General features: G+C 59.2%; 22 protein-coding genes and 1 pseudogene. 14 read left to right on the top strand and 9 right to left on the bottom strand.

Annotation, left to right across the window (positions count from 1 at the left end):
• Nucleotides 1–519 precede the first annotated feature (519 nt).
• A complete protein-coding gene (locus RAD15_RS19340; protein ID WP_458179724.1) occupies nt 520–822 on the top strand; it encodes a hypothetical protein in 303 nt (100 codons plus the stop codon).
• A gap of 599 nt (nt 823–1,421) precedes the next feature.
• Here the strand turns inward: RAD15_RS19340 and RAD15_RS19335 are convergent.
• On the bottom strand, nt 1,422–1,592 hold the full coding sequence (locus RAD15_RS19335) for a hypothetical protein (RefSeq protein ID WP_458179723.1): 171 nt from the start codon (nt 1,590–1,592) through the stop codon (nt 1,422–1,424).
• A gap of 588 nt (nt 1,593–2,180) precedes the next feature.
• A complete protein-coding gene (locus RAD15_RS19330) occupies nt 2,181–2,402 on the bottom strand; it encodes a hypothetical protein (RefSeq protein ID WP_458179722.1) in 222 nt (73 codons plus the stop codon).
• A gap of 143 nt (nt 2,403–2,545) precedes the next feature.
• Here RAD15_RS19330 and RAD15_RS19325 point away from each other — a divergent pair, with 143 nt between their 5' ends.
• Nucleotides 2,546–2,854, top strand: coding sequence for a hypothetical protein (locus RAD15_RS19325; protein ID WP_458179721.1), 309 nt, complete (start codon nt 2,546–2,548; stop codon nt 2,852–2,854).
• A 641-nt stretch (nt 2,855–3,495) separates the two neighbouring features.
• On the opposite strand, the gene RAD15_RS19320 is transcribed toward RAD15_RS19325, so the two are convergent.
• On the bottom strand, nt 3,496–3,708 hold the full coding sequence (locus RAD15_RS19320) for a helix-turn-helix transcriptional regulator (protein ID WP_458179930.1): 213 nt from the start codon (nt 3,706–3,708) through the stop codon (nt 3,496–3,498).
• A gap of 285 nt (nt 3,709–3,993) precedes the next feature.
• Here RAD15_RS19320 and RAD15_RS19315 point away from each other — a divergent pair, with 285 nt between their 5' ends.
• The 7 genes from RAD15_RS19315 to RAD15_RS19285 all read left to right on the top strand — a co-directional run bounded on the left by RAD15_RS19315 (nt 3,994) and on the right by RAD15_RS19285 (nt 10,445).
• Nucleotides 3,994–4,647, top strand: a complete 654-nt coding sequence (locus RAD15_RS19315) for a hypothetical protein (protein ID WP_458179720.1) — start codon at nt 3,994–3,996, stop codon at nt 4,645–4,647.
• A 183-nt stretch (nt 4,648–4,830) separates the two neighbouring features.
• The gene (locus tag RAD15_RS19310) at nt 4,831–5,124 is read left to right on the top strand and encodes a hypothetical protein (RefSeq protein WP_458179719.1); all 294 of its coding nucleotides are present in this window, start codon (nt 4,831–4,833) and stop codon (nt 5,122–5,124) included.
• Between the two features lie 13 nt (nt 5,125–5,137).
• Complete coding sequence (locus RAD15_RS19305; RefSeq protein WP_458179718.1) at nt 5,138–8,338, top strand: hypothetical protein; 3,201 nt, start codon at nt 5,138–5,140, stop codon at nt 8,336–8,338.
• A gap of 253 nt (nt 8,339–8,591) precedes the next feature.
• Nucleotides 8,592–9,104, top strand: a complete 513-nt coding sequence (locus tag RAD15_RS19300) for a hypothetical protein (protein WP_458179717.1) — start codon at nt 8,592–8,594, stop codon at nt 9,102–9,104.
• 25 nt (nt 9,105–9,129) lie between these two features.
• Entirely contained in the window at nt 9,130–9,663 is a 534-nt protein-coding gene (locus RAD15_RS19295; protein WP_458179716.1) for a hypothetical protein, read from the top strand.
• On the top strand, nt 9,629–9,811 hold the full coding sequence (locus RAD15_RS19290; protein WP_458179714.1) for a hypothetical protein: 183 nt from the start codon (nt 9,629–9,631) through the stop codon (nt 9,809–9,811). The genes RAD15_RS19295 and RAD15_RS19290 overlap by 35 nt, the downstream gene beginning before the upstream one ends.
• A gap of 475 nt (nt 9,812–10,286) precedes the next feature.
• The gene (locus RAD15_RS19285; protein ID WP_458179713.1) at nt 10,287–10,445 is read left to right on the top strand and encodes a hypothetical protein; all 159 of its coding nucleotides are present in this window, start codon (nt 10,287–10,289) and stop codon (nt 10,443–10,445) included.
• A 737-nt stretch (nt 10,446–11,182) separates the two neighbouring features.
• Here RAD15_RS19285 and RAD15_RS19280 read toward each other — a convergent pair.
• Entirely contained in the window at nt 11,183–11,317 is a 135-nt protein-coding gene (locus tag RAD15_RS19280; protein WP_458179712.1) for a hypothetical protein, read from the bottom strand.
• A gap of 765 nt (nt 11,318–12,082) precedes the next feature.
• Entirely contained in the window at nt 12,083–12,460 is a 378-nt protein-coding gene (locus tag RAD15_RS19275) for a hypothetical protein (protein WP_458179710.1), read from the bottom strand.
• Here RAD15_RS19275 and RAD15_RS19270 point away from each other — a divergent pair.
• The 4 genes from RAD15_RS19270 (at nt 12,459) to RAD15_RS19255 (ending at nt 14,933) form a co-directional block, all read left to right on the top strand.
• The gene (locus RAD15_RS19270) at nt 12,459–12,680 is read left to right on the top strand and encodes a hypothetical protein (protein ID WP_458179709.1); all 222 of its coding nucleotides are present in this window, start codon (nt 12,459–12,461) and stop codon (nt 12,678–12,680) included. The two genes, RAD15_RS19275 and RAD15_RS19270, sit on opposite strands and share 2 nt — an antisense overlap.
• Nucleotides 12,681–12,734: 54 nt before the next feature.
• Nucleotides 12,735–13,115: a hypothetical protein gene (locus tag RAD15_RS19265; RefSeq protein WP_458179708.1), complete on the top strand. Its 381-nt coding sequence runs from the start codon at nt 12,735–12,737 to the stop codon at nt 13,113–13,115.
• Nucleotides 13,116–13,450: 335 nt separating this feature from the next.
• On the top strand, nt 13,451–13,879 hold the full coding sequence (locus tag RAD15_RS19260) for a hypothetical protein (protein WP_458179707.1): 429 nt from the start codon (nt 13,451–13,453) through the stop codon (nt 13,877–13,879).
• Between the two features lie 556 nt (nt 13,880–14,435).
• On the top strand, nt 14,436–14,933 hold the full coding sequence (locus RAD15_RS19255) for a group I truncated hemoglobin (RefSeq protein ID WP_458179706.1): 498 nt from the start codon (nt 14,436–14,438) through the stop codon (nt 14,931–14,933).
• Between the two features lie 210 nt (nt 14,934–15,143).
• Here RAD15_RS19255 and RAD15_RS19250 read toward each other — a convergent pair whose 3' ends face one another.
• Nucleotides 15,144–15,524, bottom strand: coding sequence for a PRC-barrel domain-containing protein (locus tag RAD15_RS19250; RefSeq protein ID WP_458179705.1), 381 nt, complete (start codon nt 15,522–15,524; stop codon nt 15,144–15,146).
• Here RAD15_RS19250 and RAD15_RS19245 point away from each other — a divergent pair.
• Nucleotides 15,512–15,826: a hypothetical protein gene (locus RAD15_RS19245; RefSeq protein ID WP_458179704.1), complete on the top strand. Its 315-nt coding sequence runs from the start codon at nt 15,512–15,514 to the stop codon at nt 15,824–15,826. The genes RAD15_RS19250 and RAD15_RS19245 overlap by 13 nt on opposite strands.
• Nucleotides 15,827–16,710: 884 nt before the next feature.
• Here the strand turns inward: RAD15_RS19245 and RAD15_RS19240 are convergent.
• From RAD15_RS19240 to RAD15_RS19230, 3 genes and pseudogenes are all read right to left on the bottom strand, one after another.
• Nucleotides 16,711–18,147: a DUF1254 domain-containing protein gene (locus RAD15_RS19240; RefSeq protein ID WP_458179703.1), complete on the bottom strand. Its 1,437-nt coding sequence runs from the start codon at nt 18,145–18,147 to the stop codon at nt 16,711–16,713.
• A 302-nt stretch (nt 18,148–18,449) separates the two neighbouring features.
• A pseudogene (locus tag RAD15_RS19235) lies at nt 18,450–19,798 on the bottom strand (transposase); the annotation flags it as partial.
• Nucleotides 19,799–19,896: 98 nt separating this feature from the next.
• Nucleotides 19,897–21,471: a winged helix-turn-helix domain-containing protein gene (locus tag RAD15_RS19230; protein WP_458179929.1), complete on the bottom strand. Its 1,575-nt coding sequence runs from the start codon at nt 21,469–21,471 to the stop codon at nt 19,897–19,899.
• Nucleotides 21,472–21,569: the final 98 nt, after the last annotated feature.

Below are 21,569 nucleotides of genomic sequence, written 5' to 3'. Positions count from 1 at the left end.
GTCCCAACGTGGGCAATGCGCTCAGCCACGCAGCGACGGGTGACGTGGATGCTTCCTCCGTTAGTCCGGCTCCAGCCTCCCACGACAACGCGGTGGATACGCCCGCCGCTGAACGGGCCATAAAGAACTTGGGAAACACCGACGTTGGCATTCTCAAGAAGTAAACAAATGCTTCGGCCTCGCTCCTGGCGATTGCGACTATTCTGGATAGCTTCCGCGCGTGATGTGCAATCTTAATAGCATGAGCAGCAGAAAGCCGCCGATTGCAACACCGGCGGCTCCTGTTACTGGTCCTGCAGTTGACGTTAGTAGCTACGCTTCGTGTTCGCTCCAGTGGTTTGACCGGGAGCATAGCCTGAGGCACCGGGATGACCCTTCTTAGAGCCCATGGCTTGCATTTGATGCCCCGGAGCATATCCCGACGCCCCTGGCTGACCTTTCTTAGAGCCCTTGGTTTGCATTTCGTGCCCTGGCGTTTTGCTCGACACACCTTGCGCGAACACAACGGGCGCAGTCCCGATGAGGGCGAGCGCAGAAACTGCAACAATAATCACCTTCATTTTCATTCCTCCTCAGATAAGCACGCTGACCAACGAGTTGAAAACTGCGCCGTTCCATGAACGGCTGTTCATCAATCCCTCGTCTCAGGCTGATCATCCCAAAGGGATCGCGGTAATCCTGACCACAGACGAGGAGCGAGATGTCTGGATGCGCGCGCCTGGGACGAGGCAAAGGCGCTTACAGAGGCCATTGTCCGACGACTTGCTCAAGATCGTGATGCGCGGGCTGGAGAAGGCAGATCGACCAGCGGCAGTCGCCTAACTGGCGCGGCGAGCCAAAGATCAGTGTAGAGCGGCTTCAGCTCATCGAACGTGAGCGGCCACGCATCTTCGATACTGCCAAGTAGACGAGCATGATGCGCGGCTGGCTCAAGCCGGAGAACCCGCTGCTTGGTCCCGGCCCAACAGCTTTGCGGAGTACGCGCCGGAGCCGAACCTTCAAACGAAAGAGGTGGTCTGGTTCGCGCGCGATGAGACCGACCATTGTTCGCCAAATCCAAGCGCCGCATCTGCCGAGGGACCGCTTCTCGCTGGTCCTCGATGTCGTCAAGCACAAGCGCGGCCCCGTCCTGTCGCCTACCATGCACCAACGGCAACCAAAACGACAATGGTCAGAACAAAAACACTGAGGATCGTCGCAGGGACTGTAAGCCAATCGGGTGTCATCGTTGCCTCCCGAGGCGGTGGTCCCAAAGCTTAAGCTTGACGGTTTGATAAAGATTATGATGTAGCTAACAGTTTGTTCGCAAAGCATATTTTCAATCCACGGACGCTGAGCGCCGTTTATGCGCTCCAAGCGAGCGCTCCTTCGCGAACAAAAGTTCATCGGCGCGAATTAGCGCCGGGCTGCAACGCAGCGTGTTAGCCACCAGAGCGCAAGAACGGCTCGACCGACGCAGCTAGTCGGTTCTCCACTTGCATGGTCGGCGTGGACTGCTTTTCGGAAGGCCGCGAGCCGGCGGAAATGACGGCCAGCCCAGAACCAGCGGCGAGAACGGCTATCACAAGAGCAGAGAGATATTCGATCCTCATGGCGATGATCCTCCCTCGCTGACGACAAGACAATCGCCTTCGTTGAAAATTAGTTCCGCTGGGGGGCGCTCCGGAAGAATTTCACAACGCATGGGGATGGGACACTGACCGAGGGAGATTTTCGCTCTACCCGTGCCATTAGCCGTTAGACCCTTGGATCGATCGATCCCGCGCACCGGGGACATTGACCATCTGCGGCTTGGCCGAGTTGGCGCTTAAACTCTTCACGGAGAACATCTCCGTCCCAATGAGTGCCATCACTTTTGATAATCCTCTTGGCGCGTTCAAAAGCGTGGCTCTCGGCCGCATCATCACCGACGCGGACGATCACATCCGAGTGGAAAGGGCAAACTGCTGTGGCTCGGGTTGTCTCAAGCGCATAGCAAACGGCTGCGCTTAGATTGTCGCTATAATTGCTGGCAAACATCGTAGCCTCTCACAGTGGGGCCGCCCGACTATGCCTCTGCCGCGTCAACCCTGGCGGCCACACTCCAATGCGGTTACCAGGTTACGGAATAACGAAGTGCATGGAACGGCGTTCCGCGATAAAGCCGGTGCGCTCTTCCTGGTGATGGGCACCAGATACCTTTATCGCATTTCGAGTTCCTTGATCGCCAGTGCAGCAATTTCTGCCGGATCATGGACGCCGCTTTGGGCGATCTTGATGATCTTCTGGGCGATCATTTCCGTTAGCGGATCGTCACGATCCTGGACGCAGAGGATGTTGAGCGCCCGCGCGTAAGCATCAGTGATGCGTCTAACCTCTTTCGACTCCATGCCGTGGGTTTGCAAATGTAGATAGGTCGACACCCTCTAAGCCTCCCGCGCCTACGCGAGCATCAAGAAATCATACCATGGAACCTGAGGGCGGTCGGACCAATCAGATCAATAGCGTGGCGGCTAGATAACAGAGATTACCCCGGAAGGAGTACGGCCGAATCCGGAGCTAAGGAATGACCTCGCGCGTTGAAGGCGGCTGGGGAGTTGCGCACATCCAGAAACCCGGGGCAGACATGGTGGACCGGCCTCCGACCCCATCTCCCGACCTCGAGCCAGAGCACCGCCAAGCAATCTGCGACGAGATTGGCGACCAACTTCGCGGTGTTCTCGCGGACGATGCCGCGCCGCTACCGACACGACTGGAAGGCTTGGTCGAGCGGCTTACCGAATTGGACGACGCTGCCGACGGCGAGGATGCCCCTGCATCTCTGCCGCTCTGGAAGCGGATAACGAGGCTTTGGTGGTTTCGCTGGGGCGCGTAAGCCGTAGCGGCCTGAGCTTGCTGGACATCGGTCCGGTCGCGTCTCCTAGGCGGCTTGCTGACGCACCGCCCAAGCACCGGAAGCCGCCGCGACAGAAGCCTCCGGTTTTGCCGCACCAGCTCATTCCGGTGCGGAGACCCTTGCATCCTGCAACGGTCCGCAATTCGATGCCGAGCACCGAGAGCGGAGTTGCGTCGGGCCGGTGCTCAACGGCATCGCCGTGCGCCTGTGCGTGCCAGACGAGCGCGGCTTCCTCCCGCTCGATGCGCAGCCGGTCGCGCCCGATCTCACTCTTTTGCGGTTTCGCCGCGCTCGGCGCCATGAGCATTGGCGTCCCGCGTAACCGAGCAATTCATCGCCCCAGCAATGCAGCAGTGCTAGTAGGCAGAGTAGGGTGGGTTGTAGCTGTGTCCGAGCTCGGCAAGCATGTCATATGGGACGGTGTGAACGGTCGCCGCCATTTTGCACATTATGCGAGATGGAGCTTGTTGTCCCACGCGTTCATTCGTTGTGATAAATCTGCGAACAGCTGGGTCATCGCGGCCTGCGGCACTTCGCAGCTGCCAATTTCGCTAATGTCCTCTAAGCTGGCTATGATGTGATGCACGGTTGGCATCGTCGCCTACCTTGGCGTTCACGTCCTAAATGGCCCGCCGGCGCCGCCCCTTGCCCCGCGCCCGGTGCGGGTCGAATTCATCGACCGCGTTCTGCCACGCCACGATCTGGTCCTCGTACCAGACGCGCCGGTTCGGACTGATGTAGGTCGATTTGGGGAAGCGGCCCGACTTCTCCATCCGGTACAGCGTGGTGCGGCCGACCGGGATAATTTCCAAAACCTGCCTTTCGTTGAGCATGCGGCGAGGACGAGAATTAGCCGGTGCTAGGTCCTCCATTTCGGCTTCGCGTTGATTTGCGGCTATCATTACAATCTCAAAGTGTTGCCGGCAGTGCCGCGCTTACTTCATCCCCCTTCCTGGCCGGTAACCATATGTACCAGTATGTAGGCGTCAGCGGGAGGTTTCAAAAACAAAGTGCGAAGTGGCGGCTTGCTCTGCGTATAAATTGATGCACCATTGCTGCCAACGAAAACCGGCGGTGCATTTTCGTGCTGCCGAGTAGCGTTTAGATTGCAAGCCCGCATGAGCAAAGAAGGTCCAGTTCCAAGTGAGGCGGAACGCAGTGAACAGCTGTTCGATGCACTATTGAGCGCATTGGGCATGAGTGATCCGTATGAACGATATGGAGTGACACAGGATCTTGAGTATATTAGGCACCAAGGTGCGCGCTTACGTACCGCGCTGGTCAAACAGCCAGATCGGGATGCCGTTAGCCGTTTACGAGCATCCGGCGAGAGAATGTTGGCGCGTTCAGAGGAGGTCGGAAACGATTTCCTGACGAACGAAATCGAGAAGATCATTTTATCCCAGCTCAATCCGGACGCAGATGAACAGATGCTGCACACCTGGATGACCGATCCCGATTACCCGCCAAAAAATCTGATAGCTACGCTAACGACATACCTGTCGGCTATCGACCAATGGCTCGAGCTCAACAGCACCGAGTACAAAAGGCGCGACATGCGCAAACTGGTGGTCGAACCCTTCCTTCGCTTAATGGCGAAGCACGAGATCATCACTAGCCGCAAGCAACGTCCGCGCAAAAAGATCTTTGATGCGTTGTTTGACTGGCTTGAGATCGAACCAAAATATCGACCTACCAGCGCCAACCTCGATGCGATTGCCAGGGAAATGGAACCCGGTACCTCGGAGCTCAAACGCAACACGGCGGGCTAAAATGTAACCGCCGCTTTTCGTGTGCTTTAGGCCGACTCAGCCTCAGAATGAAAAAACCCCACCGCAATAGTGCGGCGGGGTTTTTCGAAAACTGGGGTTGCATCCCAGTCTTGGCTCGGTCTCGGTTGCACGATGATGATGCCATGGCTGTCGCGACCCCGCAAGAGCGGAGGTCTCCACCCCATGGGTTTCACCATCATCCCCGGCGGCCGCAAGCCGAAGCCGCCGATCCCGCTGCATCGCTTCGTGCACAGTGCCTGTCGCGACATTGAGCGCATCACGCGTATGGCGCTGACCTGTGCGCCCACTGACAGCTGGTCGCAAACGTTTTTCGCCAACATCATCCGCGCGATGCGCAACGCTGCGGATGAGTTGGAGCGCGCCGTCGAGCTGCGCGTTGCCGAAGATCGCGCGGCTCACCAGGAGAAGCTGGCCGCGATCCGTGAACGCGAAACCGACGCGCGTTTGCACAAGTAGCCGCACAGCGACAATGAGCACTACTGACATCGTTTCGCAGTCAGCTGACGAAGACATCGCGCAGAGCGATGACGACGTCGGCGGTCAGGTCGATCTGACCGGCGCACAACTGACCTTGATCACGAAGATGGACGAGCCGTCGCTGATGTCGAAGCGGCTGTCGTTGAACGACGACGGCTCTCTGAACAGCGACGGTTCGAAATGCTGGATGAGCAAGGGCATGGCTGCGCGCGCATTCGCCGCCACCGCAGCTATGCTCGCGCGCATCATCGTGGCTTGTCGTCCCAATCAAGCGATTGCGCTCGGCTCGCTGGCGAAGAGCATCGCCGCCCCCGTCCACATCGTCACGAAGGACCGCATCAACGAGAGCCCTGGTTGCATTTCCCGGACCCGCGACTTCATCGACTATCGGTCGAGCGTGCCGTCCTGGGTCCTGATCGATTTTGATTCCAAGGGCATGCCGCCGGAAGTCAAGGCCAAGATCGCTTCCAACGGCGGCATGTGGGAGTGCCTGCTCACGATCGCTCCCGATCTCGCGCTTGCCGCCCGCGTGAGCCGCGCCAGCACGAGCGCGGGGCTGTCTCGTGCGGACACTGGTGATTGGATCCCCGGCTCGGATGGCGAACATCACTACTTGCTCGTCGCTGACGGTGGCGACATCAAGCGCTTCCTGAACGATCTGCACGATTGGTGCTGGTTGAATGGATTCGGCTGGCACATGATCAGCCGTGCGGGCACCTTGCTCGAGCGGAGCATCGTGGATCGCATGGTGGGCTTTGGCGAGCGCTTGTGCTTCGAGGGTGCTCCCTTGATCGTCCCGCCGCTCGTCCAGAACTCTTCGAAGCGAGAGCCTCGCGTCTTTGACGGCCAGGCGATTGACACCAGCCGCGTCGTGCCGGCGCTGACCGAGTACGATCGGCACCGGATCAGCATGGCCAAGGCTGACAGCAAGCGAGCTTTGAGCAAAGCCGCCGCCGAGATCGCGAACAAGCACGACCAAGATCTCGCCAAGGCTGTCTCAGCTCGGTCAGGCACGCCGATCTCTACCGCATTGCGTTTGATTAAAGCGCGACACCAGGGCGTGCTCTATCCGGACATTGAGTTGGAGTTCGATCGCCTTGGCGGCGTCACCGTCGGCGCCGTGCTGGCGACGCCAGAGCGTTACGTGAATGAAACGCTTGCCGATCCGATGGAGGGCGTGTCGTACGGCAGGTGCAAAGCCATGGTCCTGGGAGGAGGCCACGGCGATCTTGTGATCCACTCATTTGCTCATGGTCGTTCGTTCTATTACCTGCGTTACGATCTGGCATCAGCAAAGGCGATCGTCACCGCCGGACCCGCCGCCGGCATGGTAGATCATGCGATGGCGATCCTCGCTCAAGCCAGTCTCGAGCTGGACGAGCTCGACGACTTTGCTGCGTCGGTGGCAAAGGCCGCTGGCGCGAGCGTGCGTACAATCAAGGCGCGAATGAAGAGCGAACTCGCTGAACGAAAGAGCCAAGCGCGAGAAAGTTTTTTTGCGAAGGCGACGACCGATGCCCGTATCGTTCGTCCGCTTCCGTACGCCAATGAGGAATTGCTGCCGACGGTCACCTTCATCGACGATGTTCTCGCAAAAGACGACAGCCCCGAACCTCCGATGCGCAACGCAAACGGTGTTCCTGTTCGGATCGACGAAAAGGAGCCATGGGCTCTCCATCTTTTGACGTCCGGTTCGGCAAACGCGACCGCTCGCCCCGATGAGCTGATGAAGGCGCCGACCCAGCCGGTGATCACCGAGTTGACGGCGAGCAGCCTGCAGATGCTGATCGAGAAGTATCTCCGCTGGGAGAAGGTCTGCGAAGATGGACCTAACTATTTCGCGGCAACGCCATTGCCGTTCATCAAAGCGTTCTTTGACTATGCAGACAGCGAGATGCCCGTTGTTCGCGGAATCAATCAGGCGCCGCTCGTGACTGCAACCGGACGAGTGATCGACGGAAATGGCCTCGATCGGGCTCTCGGTGTTGTGCATCGCATCGATCCCGCCCTGCGTGCGTGCTTGCCTGCCGGCAAGCCGACGGACGACGAGGCTCGCGTGGCGCTGGAATTTCTGATGCGTGAATGGCTCGTTGATGTGGCTCTCGATGATGCCGGCAAATGTGTCGTCATTGTTCTCGCAATAACCCTGTTGCAGCGCGCGCTGCTCCCGGAGCGTCCCGCGTTCTTCGTCACTGCGGGCCAGCGCGGTGGCGGCAAGACGACGTTGATTCAGATGATCGTCGCGGCAATTCTCGGCCGACCTGCTGCTGCGGCCGCCTGGTCCGATAACGCGGAGGAGCGAAAAAAAGCGTTGTTCTCGTATCTGCGTCAAGGTGTCGGTGTGTTGATCTGGGATAACATCGGTCGTGGATCCACGATCAGCTGTCCCCATATCGAAGCCGCGCTCACTGCGCCCGAGATCTCGGATCGCGTGCTAGGCGTTTCCATGTTCGAGACCGTGCCGGCGTCGACCATCCAGGTCTTCACCGGCAACTCGATTGCGCCTCGCGGCGATATGGCAAGCCGGTCGTTCATCCTGTCGTTGAATGTCGATCGGCCCGATCCGGAGAACCGTGTTTTCAAGCACAGCGATCCTGTGGACTGGACGCAGGCGAACCGCGCGCGTGTTCTTCGGGCGCTCTATTTGATTCTGGTTGCCGGCATTCAGAACCGACCGGGTGATCAACAGGCAAAGACGCGCTTCAAGGGCTGGTGGAAGCTGGCCGGTTGGCCGGTTGAATACACGGCAGGCCTCGCCGGCATTGACTTCGATTGCGGCAAGCTCCTCCTGGCCGGCGAGGCCCAGGACGAGGAAGCGAGCACGACGTCGCGCGTCCTGACCGCCCTCTGGGCGCGGTTTGGTGAGGACCAGTTCACCGCGCGGTCAGTGGCATCGCTGCTCTCGGACTACAATGTCGCTACCGACGAGGATGCCGCTGAGCTTGCGGACGGATTGGCGGAGTTGGCGCAGAAAGCGGTCGATAAGGCGACCGCGCAGGGTATCGGCAAGCTCTTCCAGAAGCATTTGACCGGCCGCCCGACGTGGATCGAAGACCGCGTCGCTTTCCTGCGCCGCGTCCCTGGTCATCAGCAGAATCTATATCGGATCGAGATCCGTGGGGCGGCTGAAGACTGCCGGTTGCAGGGGGCGTCCGGAGACAATGATGAGGATCCGTTTTCGTCGTCGAACTGATGGGAGATGCCGCCCTCAAGGGGGAGAGAGGGGAAAGAGGGGAAAGAGGGGAAAGAGGGGAAAGAGGGGAAAGTTTACAGCCTCGTTGCAGGAAAGTGAGCGAATTTTAGACGTGGGTTCTTGCTGGTTTTTGAGAAATTCTCGGAGTTACGGGTTCTAGCATTCCCCACATTCCCCCTTTCCCAAACGAGAACTGATTACAGAACAAGTGCGGCGGATTCCCGCTGCGCTCTGCAGGGCGATGGGACGCGTTATGCTCGGCAAAATCAGTCCCAACTCCGAAACGAGAGAGATGGGTGTAGATATCGTTGGAAATGCTAACGGATGGTGGCGAGTGGCGCCGCTTTGGTGGTTTGCGCTTACTGACTACGCTAACCGCGTTGCGCCGGACGATAGCCGGATGTGCCGGCATTGGTTCACGAGCAATGAGGATGGGCTGGATGAAGATCAAGCTCGCGAACTCGCCGCCGAATTGCAGCGGTCGATTGACGACTGCACCATCGATCAGTCTGCGCGCCAGCTCTTCGTTGAGCTTTTGAACAGTAAGTCGATGAAGTGTTTGGTGGAATATCCCGGAGACGATGGCGACCCCGTTCCAGACTACAGCCCCGACGAACGGCGCTTCGTCAATGATTTCATCTGCCAAGTCCAGAGCTTTGTTGATTTTCTGCTGTCGTGCCGGGGCTTTCGGACAGTGACCGGGGTCCTTCCCGAGCCCGGGGCCACTGCGGGTCGCACTTGCGCGCACGATATTTGTACTGTATAGTACAAAAAGAGGGGTCGGTAGGAAAATGGCAACAATCGCTCAGGCGGCGGCGCACATCTGCTGCTCGCGATCCCAATTCGATCAGTATCTTGCCGAGGGCACGATTACGCGACAGTCGTCGGGCAATTACGATCTCGACCAAGTGCGGCGGGAAGTTCTGACGCACTTGCGCTCAGTTGCTGCTGGTCGTGGGGGTACGGCCGGCAACAAGCTTACCGAAGAGCGCACTCGCCTTGTCGCCGCGAAACGTCGCCGCGAAGAGCGCCAGGACGCTATCGAGGCCGGCGAAGTTGCGGAGCTCGACTCTGTCCGGCGCTACCTCGAGCAAATCTTGCTGGCCATGCGCAACCGACTCCTCAACTTGCCTGGCGAGACTGCCTACCTGCTCGCCATGCGTCGGCAGGAAGAATGTTTTGAACTTGTCGAGGATGCTGTTCGCGCGGCCCTCGAGGAGATTGCTGATCCGGCCTGGGCTGCTGGGCGCATCGCGGCTGCGGGCATTGTGAGTAAGGGAGTGAAGGTCGATGACAAAGAAGACGACGTCACCGATGTTGCTTGAGAGCGAGCCGCGCGTCGGCTTTCGTATTCATTCGAACGGCGAAGTGGAAGTGCTGACCGGGGCTGAAACCCTCGCGCTGGTCTTGCGCGCTATCCGCGAGGGGATGCGGCGGATTGGCTGGTCACGGTTGAAGCCGACGTTGCACTGAAGCGAGAAATACCGCGTGAGGTCGATGACCGTCATCGCGTTGAGCACGCGAAACGCCCGGCGCCCTTGCCGCTAAGAAGCCCGATCAAAAGTGACGATGCCATCGCGGGCAGTTCGCCAGCTGCCTCGCGGACCGTACTAGGCCGCCTCGAATATCTTGTCGATCGTGATCCTCAACTCGTCGTGCGAGACCGGTTTGCGGAGGAGGGGGCGTCGCCTGAGCAGCGACGGGCTCGCCGACCACGCGGTGCCCGAGTTCTTCCAGCATCTGGCAACGTCATTCTGATGAGGACCTTGCAACACCGCCAACAACTGATGCGCGACTTTGGCGTGCGCCTGGGGAACTTGCGTTAGAGCTTCCATGGGCGGTATGTAACGCCTCACCGATACTGCGGCAAATCCATGATGGAATGGCTGCTACGCAGTGAACTCCGCCAATAGCCGGGATATGGACGTCGTCACTTTTGACGTAGTGGATGGCCGGGATCTCCGCCATTATTTTCCTGCTATGGCACCCTGGGTTTCAGCGATTTATTGGCACTGTCGAGAAATTCCACGGTCGTAAACCAGAGATCGGTATCGCCGATATTCTCGAGATCGTGGATCTTGTATTCGCCCTGACCAACAGTCGATGACGAGGTGCTGCTCGCGGTTGCGCAGCGGCGCCTGGACGATCCAGGGATAGCGGTCGTTCCAAGTTGTGGCCGTTCCTGGTGATGAGACGCACGCTGCGGCCGGTGCGCTCGACGCGCAGGCGATAGCCGTCATACTTGATCTTGTGGAACCAGTTGGGGGCCGTCAGGACGGTCGTGGTCGGCAGGCAGAACTCGAATGTGCTGGGCATGACAATGAGATAGTCACGCGGCCGCGAATATGCGAATCTCAGCTTGATTTGAGCGTCGGGATTTCGTCAGCGAGGGACCGATGACAATTGCATTGCCATACCTTGGAATTGCGGTCTGCTGCTCGCTCGCGGTCTCGTTGGTGAGCCTGGTGTTTTAGGACCGGAGCGGAAGCGCCAGCTGCACGCCGATCGAGCGGCCAAGCTGGCCCTCGACAAATCCTTCAGAGCGTCCGAGATCTCATGACCTTCGGCAGCGTGCGGGCCGTCGCCTGTTAGAAACGAGAGCCCCTTCGGTCAGTTCAATGATCAGTCTTGCGTGCCATCCTTTTCGCAAGACCTGTTGCCGCGACTAAGCTCCAGGTCGCCTCCGGCGGGCTGGGGCGTTTCCTTTTTGCGTCTGCAAATCCGAGGTAGGTCGGTTGCCCAATCGCAAGCTACCCGGCGCCGATGCAAGTTGTTGGGCCTGGGCTCGCCGCGACGCCTGGCTGGCCCAGGATCTTGGCCTCAACTCCACCCGCAGCGGCCACCTTAGTTCATTTTGCGGCGCAGCTTCTGGATGATGGCGCGCAGCTCGGCTGCGTACTCCTCAATGACCCGCCGCAACTCCTCCAGCCGGGCAGGTTTGGATTCTCTAGCTTCGGTCTGGTTGTCAGACCCGGCCATGATCCATCATTGCCCCCGCACAAGCTGGAACGTTGCGTTAGATCGATGCCGACGACGCTGGGTCATGGCGCTGCTCCTGGTGTGGTGGGCGGAGCGTAAATAGGCGCTCTCCGCACCGATATTTGCCACCGGCCGCTGCAAGGACCGGCCTAGACAGCGAGTGAGAGAAACGGCCCCGGCTCGCAGGGGTTCAACGCTGATATGGGCCGGGGCCGCTCCGCGGCTCGGGCGGCGAGCCAGCTGACAACAATGACCAGCCGGTTCCCTGGTTTCCTGCTTGAGCAAATCTTGGCCCAGCGGCATCAGCCTCACATAGGTGTCGCTCTCGTGCAGCTTGAGCGAGCCTCTCTCGATCGCAAACTTGAGGCCAGCGCCGAATTCGGCACCTGTCGCGTTTGCAGCCGTTTCTGCTAGAGGAACGGCGCGTTGATCTTCTCGATGTGGATGCGGCCGTCCTGGACCGGCTCGACGGCGGCGTCGAGCTTGAGGAGCTTGCGCGCGGCCGCCGCCGGGTCGGCGTAAGGGCGGATATCAACTGCTTCATGCTGCGGCCTAACGCTATAGATTCCACATGACGCCCGGTATTTTGATGCCCAGACAAAGCTCTAGCGCTCTTCGGTCGGATGCACCCACTTGTAAGGTGTGATCCGCCCCGTATCGGTCAACTTGATCATGCGAGCAGGCGGAGCGTGGCGAGTAGTGCGACGTCTGGCGCTCCGAGCGGGGCGCTCGTTGTCCAATTGCGATGTCGTGGGGAGCATCGGATCAGGCGTCCTTTGTGAGCCTGGTGCGCAGGCTCGCTGCGCATCGCGACTTCGTGTCGTTCAGGTGATGGGTGGCGATGCCGTGACCGGCCATGCGGGCGGCGAACGCCCCGCGCTCCTTGGCGCGATAAAGCAACACTCGACGTCGAGCAGACGGGCACGATCTGCCGGCAAATGCGAGGCCGGGCCGGAAATTTACAGCTGATGAAAATAACAACAAATATTCAAAACGGGGCGCGCGGGATAAATGTGCGACTGTTAGACGGACTGTAGCAAGCAAGCCTGACGTTTGCGACTGCATCTTCTCTTGAAAGTCCGCGACTTCGGCCGGATACTGGATCAGGTCCTTGGCCATCAGCAATCCGAGGAGGATGATCATGGCAATCCAGATCGTGATGGACCGTACCGGCGACAGCCGTCACCTTTTCGATCCGGCCGACGAACGAGAGATAGCGAGGGCGGAGCGGCGGTTCTACGAGCTCACCAATGCCGGCTTCACCGCGGCGGCCCGGACGAGTCCGGGTCAGGTCTCGCAGATCCGGTCGTTCGACCCGAACGCGGAGGAAACTGTGTTCTTCCCTAGGCTGGTCGGCGGGTGATCGGTCCGTACCATGTTTGGCTTCAGGCCGTCTCGCTCGGGTGAACGCTCGCGCATGAGAGCCATCCGGGCTCTCCTCATACGACACGGTGCCGAGAGTACTCCGGAGGGCCGCTCGCTGCGGCTCTTGCGAGAGTGGCTATCGCCGGCGCAACGGACGCAGTTCGCGGCAAAGGGCTATTTCGAGGTCGTCGGCGGCGACACGGGCAAGCAGTACAGAATCTACCCGGGCGCCATGACGAATGTCTGCGAGATCGATGAAAAGGACCGTCCGACAATCGGGCTGTGTTTCCTGCCGATGGGCGAGCTGCCAATCGGAGACGTCATGCTTTCCCAGAAAATTGCGCTGGAAAGCTGCGAGAGCCGCGCGCTCGAGGTGGCCAGAAGGTTCACTCCGACCGGTTTCATGTTCCGGCGAAATCGGCTTCTTGGCTGAGGCACGGAGAGCCGTTCGATCCGCTGTGGCGCAGATCGCCGATGCCGATGACGCGACCGAATGGAGTGCGCCAAGCAAGCTGGTGCGACCCGGGCGGCGGTTGAAGGCCGGTCCGAGTAAGGGGTAGCGCCGCTTGGCAGCGAAATGTGGTGAGCCCAGTGGCTTAATCTGTTCGCCGTTCTTAGGCGATGCTCTCCTACTCGACCGACGAAATCGCCAAACAGGCACGGGTGAACTCAGCCATTCGTCAATTTGGGCGCTGAGTTCACACACCCGGAACGGAAAGCCCAATACTTTTGTTCAATCCTCCAGAGTCCTAACTGAGGAGAAACGCTATGATCGCTAACAGATTTATGATCGTGGGTGCGTTGCTCGCCTTCGGCGCCACCTCTGTCTATGCCGGTCCCTGCAACATGGCGAGCCGCGATGCAGGATCGGGGAATGTCCCGGGTTATACCGGACAAACCACTGGTTCCACAGTAGCTGATTCCAAGCAGCATCCGCCGACATCTTCGATGGGCAAGGCCTCAGAGCATACCGCCACCTCGTCGGATGACGCGCAGCGCCAGATGCAGAGCCAGCCTACCGCTGCCGAGCAATCAACGGCGACCAAGCCGGCACCCTCCGCGCGGCAACCGGATCGGACGGCAGGCACGGTCGAGCAAACCCGTCCCGCGCCCACTGAACAATCAAAGAAGGCCACGGCCGGAGCGGCCGAGCCCGCACCGTCCCAGCAGAAGGCGACGGCGGGGGAGGACTGCTAGGAGGGTGGGGCCGCGATTGAATTAGGGCGGGTATGAGGTTCGCTGTGCCCGCTGATAGCGGCGCATAGCGGACCTCATCATAGGTCCGCGGTGGGCGGACAGGCGACATTTCGCGGAGTAAACAGACCGCTTGCGGCGATCGAGCTGACGTCCAGCTTTTTGATCGCCAGAGCCGAAAGTTGCGCCTGGTCACGGGCACCGCGACCTTTCGGGGTTGCATTGCAACACCTCGGAATCCTTGGAGGACGGGAGGCTTACGCGTATCTGGCCGAACATCATCGCTTGGCTGGTGGTGCATCGCTGACAGTCCGATCGGGCGGCAAGCCGGCAAGCGGGATGTCAATTTGATTTTGACGGGAACGTTTTCCCTTCAAAGCCATCCAACGAGGGAGGTACGGGAGCGCCGATCAGACGCATCGGGCACCCGAACCATGCGGGACGCACCCGCTGGTACCGGAGGACAAGGTGAGGCTTTCGAGCAATCCCCAAGGAGACATCAATGACAAGGGTTCTTCCAACGTCTATCAACCGACGACGCATCGTCGCAGGTTTGGCGATGACTGCTATCCCGCTGTCGTTGGCAAGTGCGAACAAGGCCTACGCACAGGACAGGCAAACCACGCCTGAGAAAAGCCTGTACGAGCGGCTGGGCGGCGTCTTCGCCATCGCAGCGGTCGTGGATCACTTCAGCGACGCCATCGTGAAGAATCCCATCGTCGGCCAAAGGTCCAAGAATCCGCAGCTGCGAGAATGGCACACCAAGAGCCTGGAAAGGCTTCCCGGCCTCAAGTTCATGCGCACGCTATGGGTCTGCGACGTTTCGGGTGGGCCTTTCAAGTTCACAGCGACGAGACCCGGCGCAACGCCGCACGGCCTCGAGGAGGCCCACCGCAACCTCCGGATCTCCCCGGCAGAGTTCGATGAGGTCGCCGCGGAGCTCGGACGGAGCCTGGACCGCTTCAAGGTCCCGAAGGGCGAGAAGGCCGAAGTCCTGAAAGCCTTCGCCGCCCACAAGGACGAGGTGACCGCGGGCTATTCAGCCAAGCGCGGATGAAGCAACTATCTGTCTACAGTCAATCAACGCCGAGCGGAATGTCAGCTGCGAGCTGACGAGACCATAGGGCGTCAGCTGCTGTGCTACGCTGGCTTGTGGCTTCGCGACCAATCAGGCGCGACGCGTCAGCATATATTCTAAGCCAACGAGCCAACGGGAGCAGCCCGCCTAGACTGGCACTCACGATCGGGAATTTTAAGATGCCTACTGTTATAGGCCACCCGGTCGCGCCTCCCAGTACGTAGGCGTTCCGTAATACTGGTGGGTGCGCGTTTCCCAGTCTCGATCCTGCCACGAGTCATCACTGAACTCAGGTGCGTCCCTCAGCTGTTGTTCGGTGATATTGGTTCGAAAACCACCACGCGACGTATCAAATGTCAGCGCGGCCCAAGGAATGGGGTAATGGCTGTGACCCAACCCGACAAACCCGCCAAAGCTCATGACGGCATAAGCTACGCGACCTGACACCTTGTCGATAATGAGGTGATCAATCTCACCGATATTCTTCCCGTCTGCTCCATAAACCTCGGTTCCTTGGATGTCTTCGCTTGAGATGCATTGATGATCCGGATGGGCTGTTGCGCGAGCCATGGCTGTCTCCCTCACAAGTGGGTTTTGTCGGCTTAACTCGGTTGTTACGGGGGCGTTCCTGGCTTGGGAGAAGAATTGACAACGATAGCGAGTCACCCTTTTTAGCGCAGCGGTTGCTTTTCAAGATCGTGTTCGACAATGCGCATTCCGTAATGCTCGATTTGGCTCTTCTGGGACATACGGTCAGCCCGAACGTCGGCTTTGCGCTAATGGCGCCGCCGATCTCGAGACTGTCCGCGCTGCATTTGAAGCCGCGTGCCGATGCGCCGAACGCGATTTCCGGGCGCACCGCCGGCAATTAGGACTGATCGCAACGTTGGAGCGCGGCGGCCGGTTGCCAACGCAAACGAGGCGGCCGATCCACATGCTTTCGCGGCCTGCCGCTGGAGGAGCCGAGTTTCACGGAAAAGTCTAAGCCGTACACATCGTCGCCGAGAAGAAGCCCCTCGTTTGAATTCGCCGCCAATCGCTCTACGCCGGCTTCTAGAATGTTCCGGTTGTCATCGCACCGAGGCTGGCATTTGAAACTTGCCGCCGCTACAGGAACAACTCAAGAAGGGAGACGGGTCCAATCGGGTAGAACGCTGCATGCATACGCGCATTTTCCAATCTAATCGTCCCACACTGCTAGCAGGCGGAGGCGTCCTCAATTGCGGCCCCTTCTCCTACCAGCAGATCGCGGTGCTCGAGACCGGTGCGATTCGGTTCGTTTTGTTTCTCCTTCGGGTGTGGCGGTCGAGCGATGTGCCTCTTCGATGCAAAGTTCTACCGCCTTGCGGAGCGACTTCGCATAGAAATCCGCGTCGATCGTCTCGTCATCCAGACTCTCTTCATCCTCTGAGTCTTTGGTCGATCCCCATAGGCCGACAAGGAGGGAAGCGTGTGGCATTTTGCGGCGCAGACGCCGAAGAAGGAAGCGTAGATGCGCCGGACTTCCGCTTCCAAGGCAAGATACGCACACAATCCTTATGTTAGCTGTATCAAGCCCAAAGATGTTGGAGGTCGAGGTAGGGCGTGTACTCATTAAGGGGCTGGCTCACTGACGTCCGCTTAGGCCGCAACAGCGGCCGAGAAGCAGCAATCTTCCGATGTCGCTGAAGGGCCGGAAGCGGCCGTCCGTAGCGACTTCGCGCGCAGGGAACTCCGCCGGCGCTGTGCTTCGCGCGCCGGCGGAGATTATTTTAACTCAGTTGACCTTGACGACGTGCGGCACTTTCCAGCTTCCATCAATGATGGAAGGGGTAGTCTCTTTTGGCCAGTACATCCGCAGCATTAGGACAAAATCGCCTTTCGGTGCGGGCAGCCAGTTAGCTTCTTTCTCTGCGCCCGGCGACTCGTTTTGGAAGTATAGCGTCAGCGACCCGTCGGCATTGAACTTCGGATTGTCCCGCATGCTCACGGTAAACCTGTTGAGTGGATTTGGGACGAACCACCAGCCTTGGTCGATCATATACATGGTGAATGACCAGAAACCGTTGACGGGCGGCGTTGCATCTTTTGGAAAGGTCAACGTGTACTTGTTCGCACCGCTCAGCTTCTGGCCAGCCGAGTCTTTTTCGGTGTTCGGATAGACAGCGTCACGCTCTTGATTGGCAGGCCAGCCAAATGCCGCCACCACCGCTCGCTTCATGTAATCGGAAGGGCCGTAGGTACCTAACCCTTTGGTAATCGACCAGCCGTTGACTATCCCACCAAGGTTTTCCTTGTTTGCCTCGATCTTCTTCAGTGCTGTCTGTGGAATGTCCTTCAATGCTTGCTGAACAGCTGGGTCAAACTTGCTCATCTCGAACGGCTTCCCAGGCTCGATACCAATCTTCGCCATGCTCGCGAGTATCGGTGCATCCGTCGCAGGCGCCGGAGCCGCGGATGCCATCAGTTTAGCCAATAAATTGAAGTATCCCTCCGTTCCCATAGCAAGAATGACCGACTGCGGTTTGTCGGTCATGCTGAAACCCGGACTCGGATTTACCGGCGGTGTCACAGGGGTATACGGCTTTCCCCAAGCGGAAAGAGGCGTAATCTTATATTGTGCCTGCAAAGCGTTGACGGCCTTGTAGTCGACCTCGCTGCCATCGGCATATGTGCGGCCGAGAATGACCATGTAGCGCGTAGCCATTGGAAAATGTTTCATATCCGCCGGCACCTCACCTTTCCAGCCCGGCGCGGTGAACAAGTAGTTGGCTGCCTTTCCGCTTGCAGTCCGCTTGCTCGGCGATGACTCTGAATCCGACATCCACAAATCGGTAAGCTCAAAGAGATAGAAACGGTCGCCCATGTCTGGGTGACTGAATACCTGCGGCTCCGCAAGATCGACCCAAGCAACCGAGTAAAGCGTGTCAGCGTTGGGCGCGGAGACGCCGCGATAGTCCGCAGGCGGATAGCGCGGAACGTTGACGAACTGACCAGTCGGGCTTGTGAACCCCTCGACCTTTGGCACGTTGCTCATCTGAGCGCGGGTCACTTCAGTCGTGATCAGCGAATAGCCATAGACATAGGCATCGGTGGCGATCTGCTGCGCTTCCGCGGGTGATATGGATTGTGCGCGCGATGGTACGGCGGCTGCCAAGCACGTCGATACGGCAACGCCAAGAACAAGCAAAACACGTCGATCGATCGCGATCATGGAGGCACCCTTTGTTGTGTTAGACAACCGTTTTGAGGAATGGGGTCAGGTCGGCACGCCAAAGTAGAAATTCCAAAAGAAGCATCCACGCAAAACCGCGCCATTGATTCAGATCAACAGGTGCCCATCCGGGGGCATTTGGCGTTGTCAGCCAAGCCGAAGATCGGCTAAGGGCCGATTTTGTTGCAAAAGTCGGCTGTTGGCGATGGATCGTCCGACCTTTCGCTAAGGACGGCCGCCTTGATCTGCCGGCCCCTGACGCTCTCTACGCAACTCGAACGCTGCGCGATACACGGAGCCCGGGCGGGTGGTGGACGAGCGACCAACGACGCGAACCGCCGCAAGTTCTGGGCGATGGCAGCAAGAACAAATTCGTCCTGGGCGCCTCGTGGTCCACGCAATCGGAGTCGACCGAGCTTGAGGATGCGCTTCAGGTGCGCAAAACGCATCTCGATCTTTTTGCGCTGACGTCGCGACGCCTCGAAGCCCTCGGTACCGGCTAACGACCGGGCGACGTCCCGGGCTTGCTCATGGATGTCGCGAGGGATCTTGCGTGCTGGTTCCTTTGGACAGCACTGCGGTTTGAGCGGGCATACATCGCAATCGAGCTTGCTTGCACGATACAGAAGGGTCTTGCCCTCGTGCACGGTACCGCTCGTCCCAAGCTGCTTACCACCCGGGCAGCGATAGACGTCGCCGACCGGGTCATATTGAAAGTCGCTCCCCGAGAAGGTGCCATCATCCCGTTTCGATTTGTCGAACACAGGAATATGTGGCGCGATGCCTTTCTCCTCGACCAGCCAGTTCAGCATCGGAGCGGCTCCGTAAGCGGTATCCCCGATAAGTCGCTCTGGCTTGAGACCGAAGCGCTCCTCGGTCCGTTCGATCATGGTCTTTGCCGCGCCGACCTCAGCCTGGCGAATTGCGCGGGAGGCCTCGACATCAACGATGACGCCAAACTTCACGTCGATGAGATAGTTATCGGAGTACGCGAAGAATGCCGCCCCCTTGTTAGCCCTGTCCACTGCGCTGCCGGATCGGATGGCGAGATAAACTTAGGGACGACATCGCTGGCGGTGCCCCACGCCGTATCGTTGAGGGTCGCCAGATACTCCTTCACCGCGCGGCTGGACCTGGCTGGATCGCGATCCCTGCGCCAGTCCTGACCTGCGATCGAGCGCTGCTTGTTCGCGTCGGCGGCAATCAGGCTCGCATCGACTGCAAATCCTTCGCCACCAACCAAACCCGCGGCAATGCATGTCTCGACGATCCGTTCGAACACGCGGCGGAGAACACCGCCATCGCGGAAGCGCTCGTTGCGGGCGCGCGAGAACGCCGAATGATCCGGGACAGCGTCCTCGATACCGAGCTTGCAGAACCAGCGATAGGCGAGGTTTACCTGCACTTCACGGCAGATAAGTCGTTCAGAGCGGATCGCAAAGACATACCCCACGATCAGCATCCGGATCATCAGTTCCGGATCGATCGACGGGCGTCCAATTGACGAATAGTGAGATGTTAGCTCACCACGAAGCCAGGACAGATCGAGAGCGGCATCAATCTTCCGCACCAGATGATCTTCGGGGACTGCGTCGCCAAGACAAAACTCGTAGAACAGTTGACCTTGGTCACTCTTCAGACGGCCCATCATGGATCGACCCCGCCGAGATTCGCGTCAACACAACGGAATCACGCTTCGCGACCTTCCTCAACCGACTTTTGCAACAAAATCGGCCAGAAGCTGACCACTCAGCCCTCGGGCACTCCGACCAACCGAAGCGCCTCACAGACGCGCTCGAGGCCCGCGAGATAGCCGGGATCGTTGCTTGAAGTGGCAGCGCGATACCGGCGGATAGTGAAACTAGGATTGAGCGCAAGGCCCGCCTGGGCTGTAGTCCGTGCCTCTTCCTGCTCGCCGACGAGCGCCAAGGCGACCGCGAGATTAAAATGCGCAGCGGGGTAATTTCGATTAAACTCAAGGCTTCGGCGCAGCCAAACAATCGCTTCGGCATCGGCGCCCTGCCAAAGTTTGGCGAGACCGACAAACATACTCCAGACATAGGCGAGTGTATCGCGGGGAGATAGACGGAGCGCTTGCTCCATATGGGCTTCGGTTTCCCCGCCCCGACCGAGAAAAAACTTCGCGACCCCGATGCCCGCGTGCGAGCGCGCCAAATTCCTATCCAGCGCCAGCGCCCGCTCGCATTCTGCGATGCCTTGAGCCGCGCGGTTCGTGAAAATTTTCACGAGGCCTATGACGTTATGAGCCAAGGGATGGTTCGGTGCCAAGGACAGCGCCTTTGCGAGGGCCGCCTCGGCCGTGGCGAGACGCTCTACCCGATCGTCGGACACCAAGTTGGCGCCAATCGCAAAATTGGCCCACCCTTTCCCGACCAGCGCCTCAACATTTCCAGGTTCAAGCGCCAACGCCCGTTCGTAGAAGCCGCATGCCTGCGTCATGTTTTCAAGTGTTCGACCCATGTTGAGCCAAACGGCACCTTGGAAACACAAGTCAGTCGCGTCGGGGTTGGGTGAGCGCTCCGCCCGGCGCGCTTCCGCAGCAAGGAGTTCGGCATCAAGAGCGTTGGCGAGCGTCGACACGATTTCGTCCTGCATATTAAACAGATCGCCGATGGGTTTCTCAAAGCGCTGGGCCCACAGCTGATTGCCTGTTTCGGTGTCGACTAGCTGCACATTCACCCGGAGACGGTTGCTGCCACGTTGCACCGAGCCTTCAAGCACATAGCGGACATTCAGCTCACGTCCCAGCTTCACTACATCTACGGCCTTGCCCTTGAACGTGAATGCGGTGTTGCGTGCAATTATTAATGCGCCACTGATGCGCGACAGGTCCGTGGTCAGGCTCTCGGTCACACCATCGACGAAGTAGTCTTGCTCGGTATCGCCGCTGAGGTTGACGAACGGCAACACGACGATGGAAAGACGAGGCGGTGAAAACGCCCTTTGCGCATTGTCGTCATTCGGCGCCAGCGAGCCAACTGCCATTGCGGGCTTCTGCTCTTGCACCGCGCCAACGAATCGAAAACCTCTACGCGCCAATGTTTTGATCAGGCGCTGCTTCTCGCCCGTGTCACCAAGTGCGCTGCGCGCAGCATTCAGTCGGGTGGTCAGGGCTGCATCCGACACGCTGCGCCCATTCCAGATGGCGGTGATGAGTTCGTCTTTGCCGACGACGCGCTCCCGGTTGCGGATCAGGTATTCGAGCAGGTCAAAGACCTGTGGCGTCAAGGAGACGACGTGCGTCCCGCGATGCAGCTCGCGCCGGTCAGTATCGAATGCGTATTCCTCGAAGAGATAGCGCAATTGCAAAATCCCCTTGGATGAGGGCCCCCGATAACCGGGTAGCGCTTTGGCCAGGCTTGAAATCCCAAGAATAAGCCGCCGGTGAGGAAAATGTAAGC

Source organism: Bradyrhizobium sp. 14AA (genome assembly GCF_054185205.1).
Note: the sequence above shows the minus strand (reverse complement) of the source record. Positions and strands in the feature narration are given on the sequence as shown.

What these genes read in the sequence shown, in the direction of transcription:
- RAD15_RS19340 (WP_458179724.1), top strand. Translation starts at nt 520, where the DNA reads ATGAGGGCGAGCGCAGAAACTGCAACAATAATCACCTTCATTTTCATT.
- RAD15_RS19295 (WP_458179716.1), top strand. Translation starts at nt 9,130, where the DNA reads ATGGCAACAATCGCTCAGGCGGCGGCGCACATCTGCTGCTCGCGATCC.
- RAD15_RS19260 (WP_458179707.1), top strand. Translation starts at nt 13,451, where the DNA reads ATGATCGCTAACAGATTTATGATCGTGGGTGCGTTGCTCGCCTTCGGC.
- RAD15_RS19300 (WP_458179717.1), top strand. Translation starts at nt 8,592, where the DNA reads ATGCTCGGCAAAATCAGTCCCAACTCCGAAACGAGAGAGATGGGTGTA.
- RAD15_RS19240 (WP_458179703.1), bottom strand. Translation starts at nt 18,147, where the DNA reads ATGATCGCGATCGATCGACGTGTTTTGCTTGTTCTTGGCGTTGCCGTA.
- RAD15_RS19335 (WP_458179723.1), bottom strand. Translation starts at nt 1,592, where the DNA reads ATGAGGATCGAATATCTCTCTGCTCTTGTGATAGCCGTTCTCGCCGCT.
- RAD15_RS19315 (WP_458179720.1), top strand. Translation starts at nt 3,994, where the DNA reads ATGAGCAAAGAAGGTCCAGTTCCAAGTGAGGCGGAACGCAGTGAACAG.
- RAD15_RS19290 (WP_458179714.1), top strand. Translation starts at nt 9,629, where the DNA reads ATGACAAAGAAGACGACGTCACCGATGTTGCTTGAGAGCGAGCCGCGC.
- RAD15_RS19280 (WP_458179712.1), bottom strand. Translation starts at nt 11,317, where the DNA reads ATGGCCGGGTCTGACAACCAGACCGAAGCTAGAGAATCCAAACCTGCC.
- RAD15_RS19250 (WP_458179705.1), bottom strand. Translation starts at nt 15,524, where the DNA reads ATGGCTCGCGCAACAGCCCATCCGGATCATCAATGCATCTCAAGCGAA.
- RAD15_RS19305 (WP_458179718.1), top strand. Translation starts at nt 5,138, where the DNA reads ATGAGCACTACTGACATCGTTTCGCAGTCAGCTGACGAAGACATCGCG.
- RAD15_RS19265 (WP_458179708.1), top strand. Translation starts at nt 12,735, where the DNA reads ATGAGAGCCATCCGGGCTCTCCTCATACGACACGGTGCCGAGAGTACT.
- RAD15_RS19285 (WP_458179713.1), top strand. Translation starts at nt 10,287, where the DNA reads ATGGCCGGGATCTCCGCCATTATTTTCCTGCTATGGCACCCTGGGTTT.
- RAD15_RS19325 (WP_458179721.1), top strand. Translation starts at nt 2,546, where the DNA reads ATGACCTCGCGCGTTGAAGGCGGCTGGGGAGTTGCGCACATCCAGAAA.
- RAD15_RS19275 (WP_458179710.1), bottom strand. Translation starts at nt 12,460, where the DNA reads ATGATCATCCTCCTCGGATTGCTGATGGCCAAGGACCTGATCCAGTAT.
- RAD15_RS19270 (WP_458179709.1), top strand. Translation starts at nt 12,459, where the DNA reads ATGGCAATCCAGATCGTGATGGACCGTACCGGCGACAGCCGTCACCTT.
- RAD15_RS19320 (WP_458179930.1), bottom strand. Translation starts at nt 3,708, where the DNA reads ATGCTCAACGAAAGGCAGGTTTTGGAAATTATCCCGGTCGGCCGCACC.
- RAD15_RS19255 (WP_458179706.1), top strand. Translation starts at nt 14,436, where the DNA reads ATGACTGCTATCCCGCTGTCGTTGGCAAGTGCGAACAAGGCCTACGCA.
- RAD15_RS19310 (WP_458179719.1), top strand. Translation starts at nt 4,831, where the DNA reads ATGGGTTTCACCATCATCCCCGGCGGCCGCAAGCCGAAGCCGCCGATC.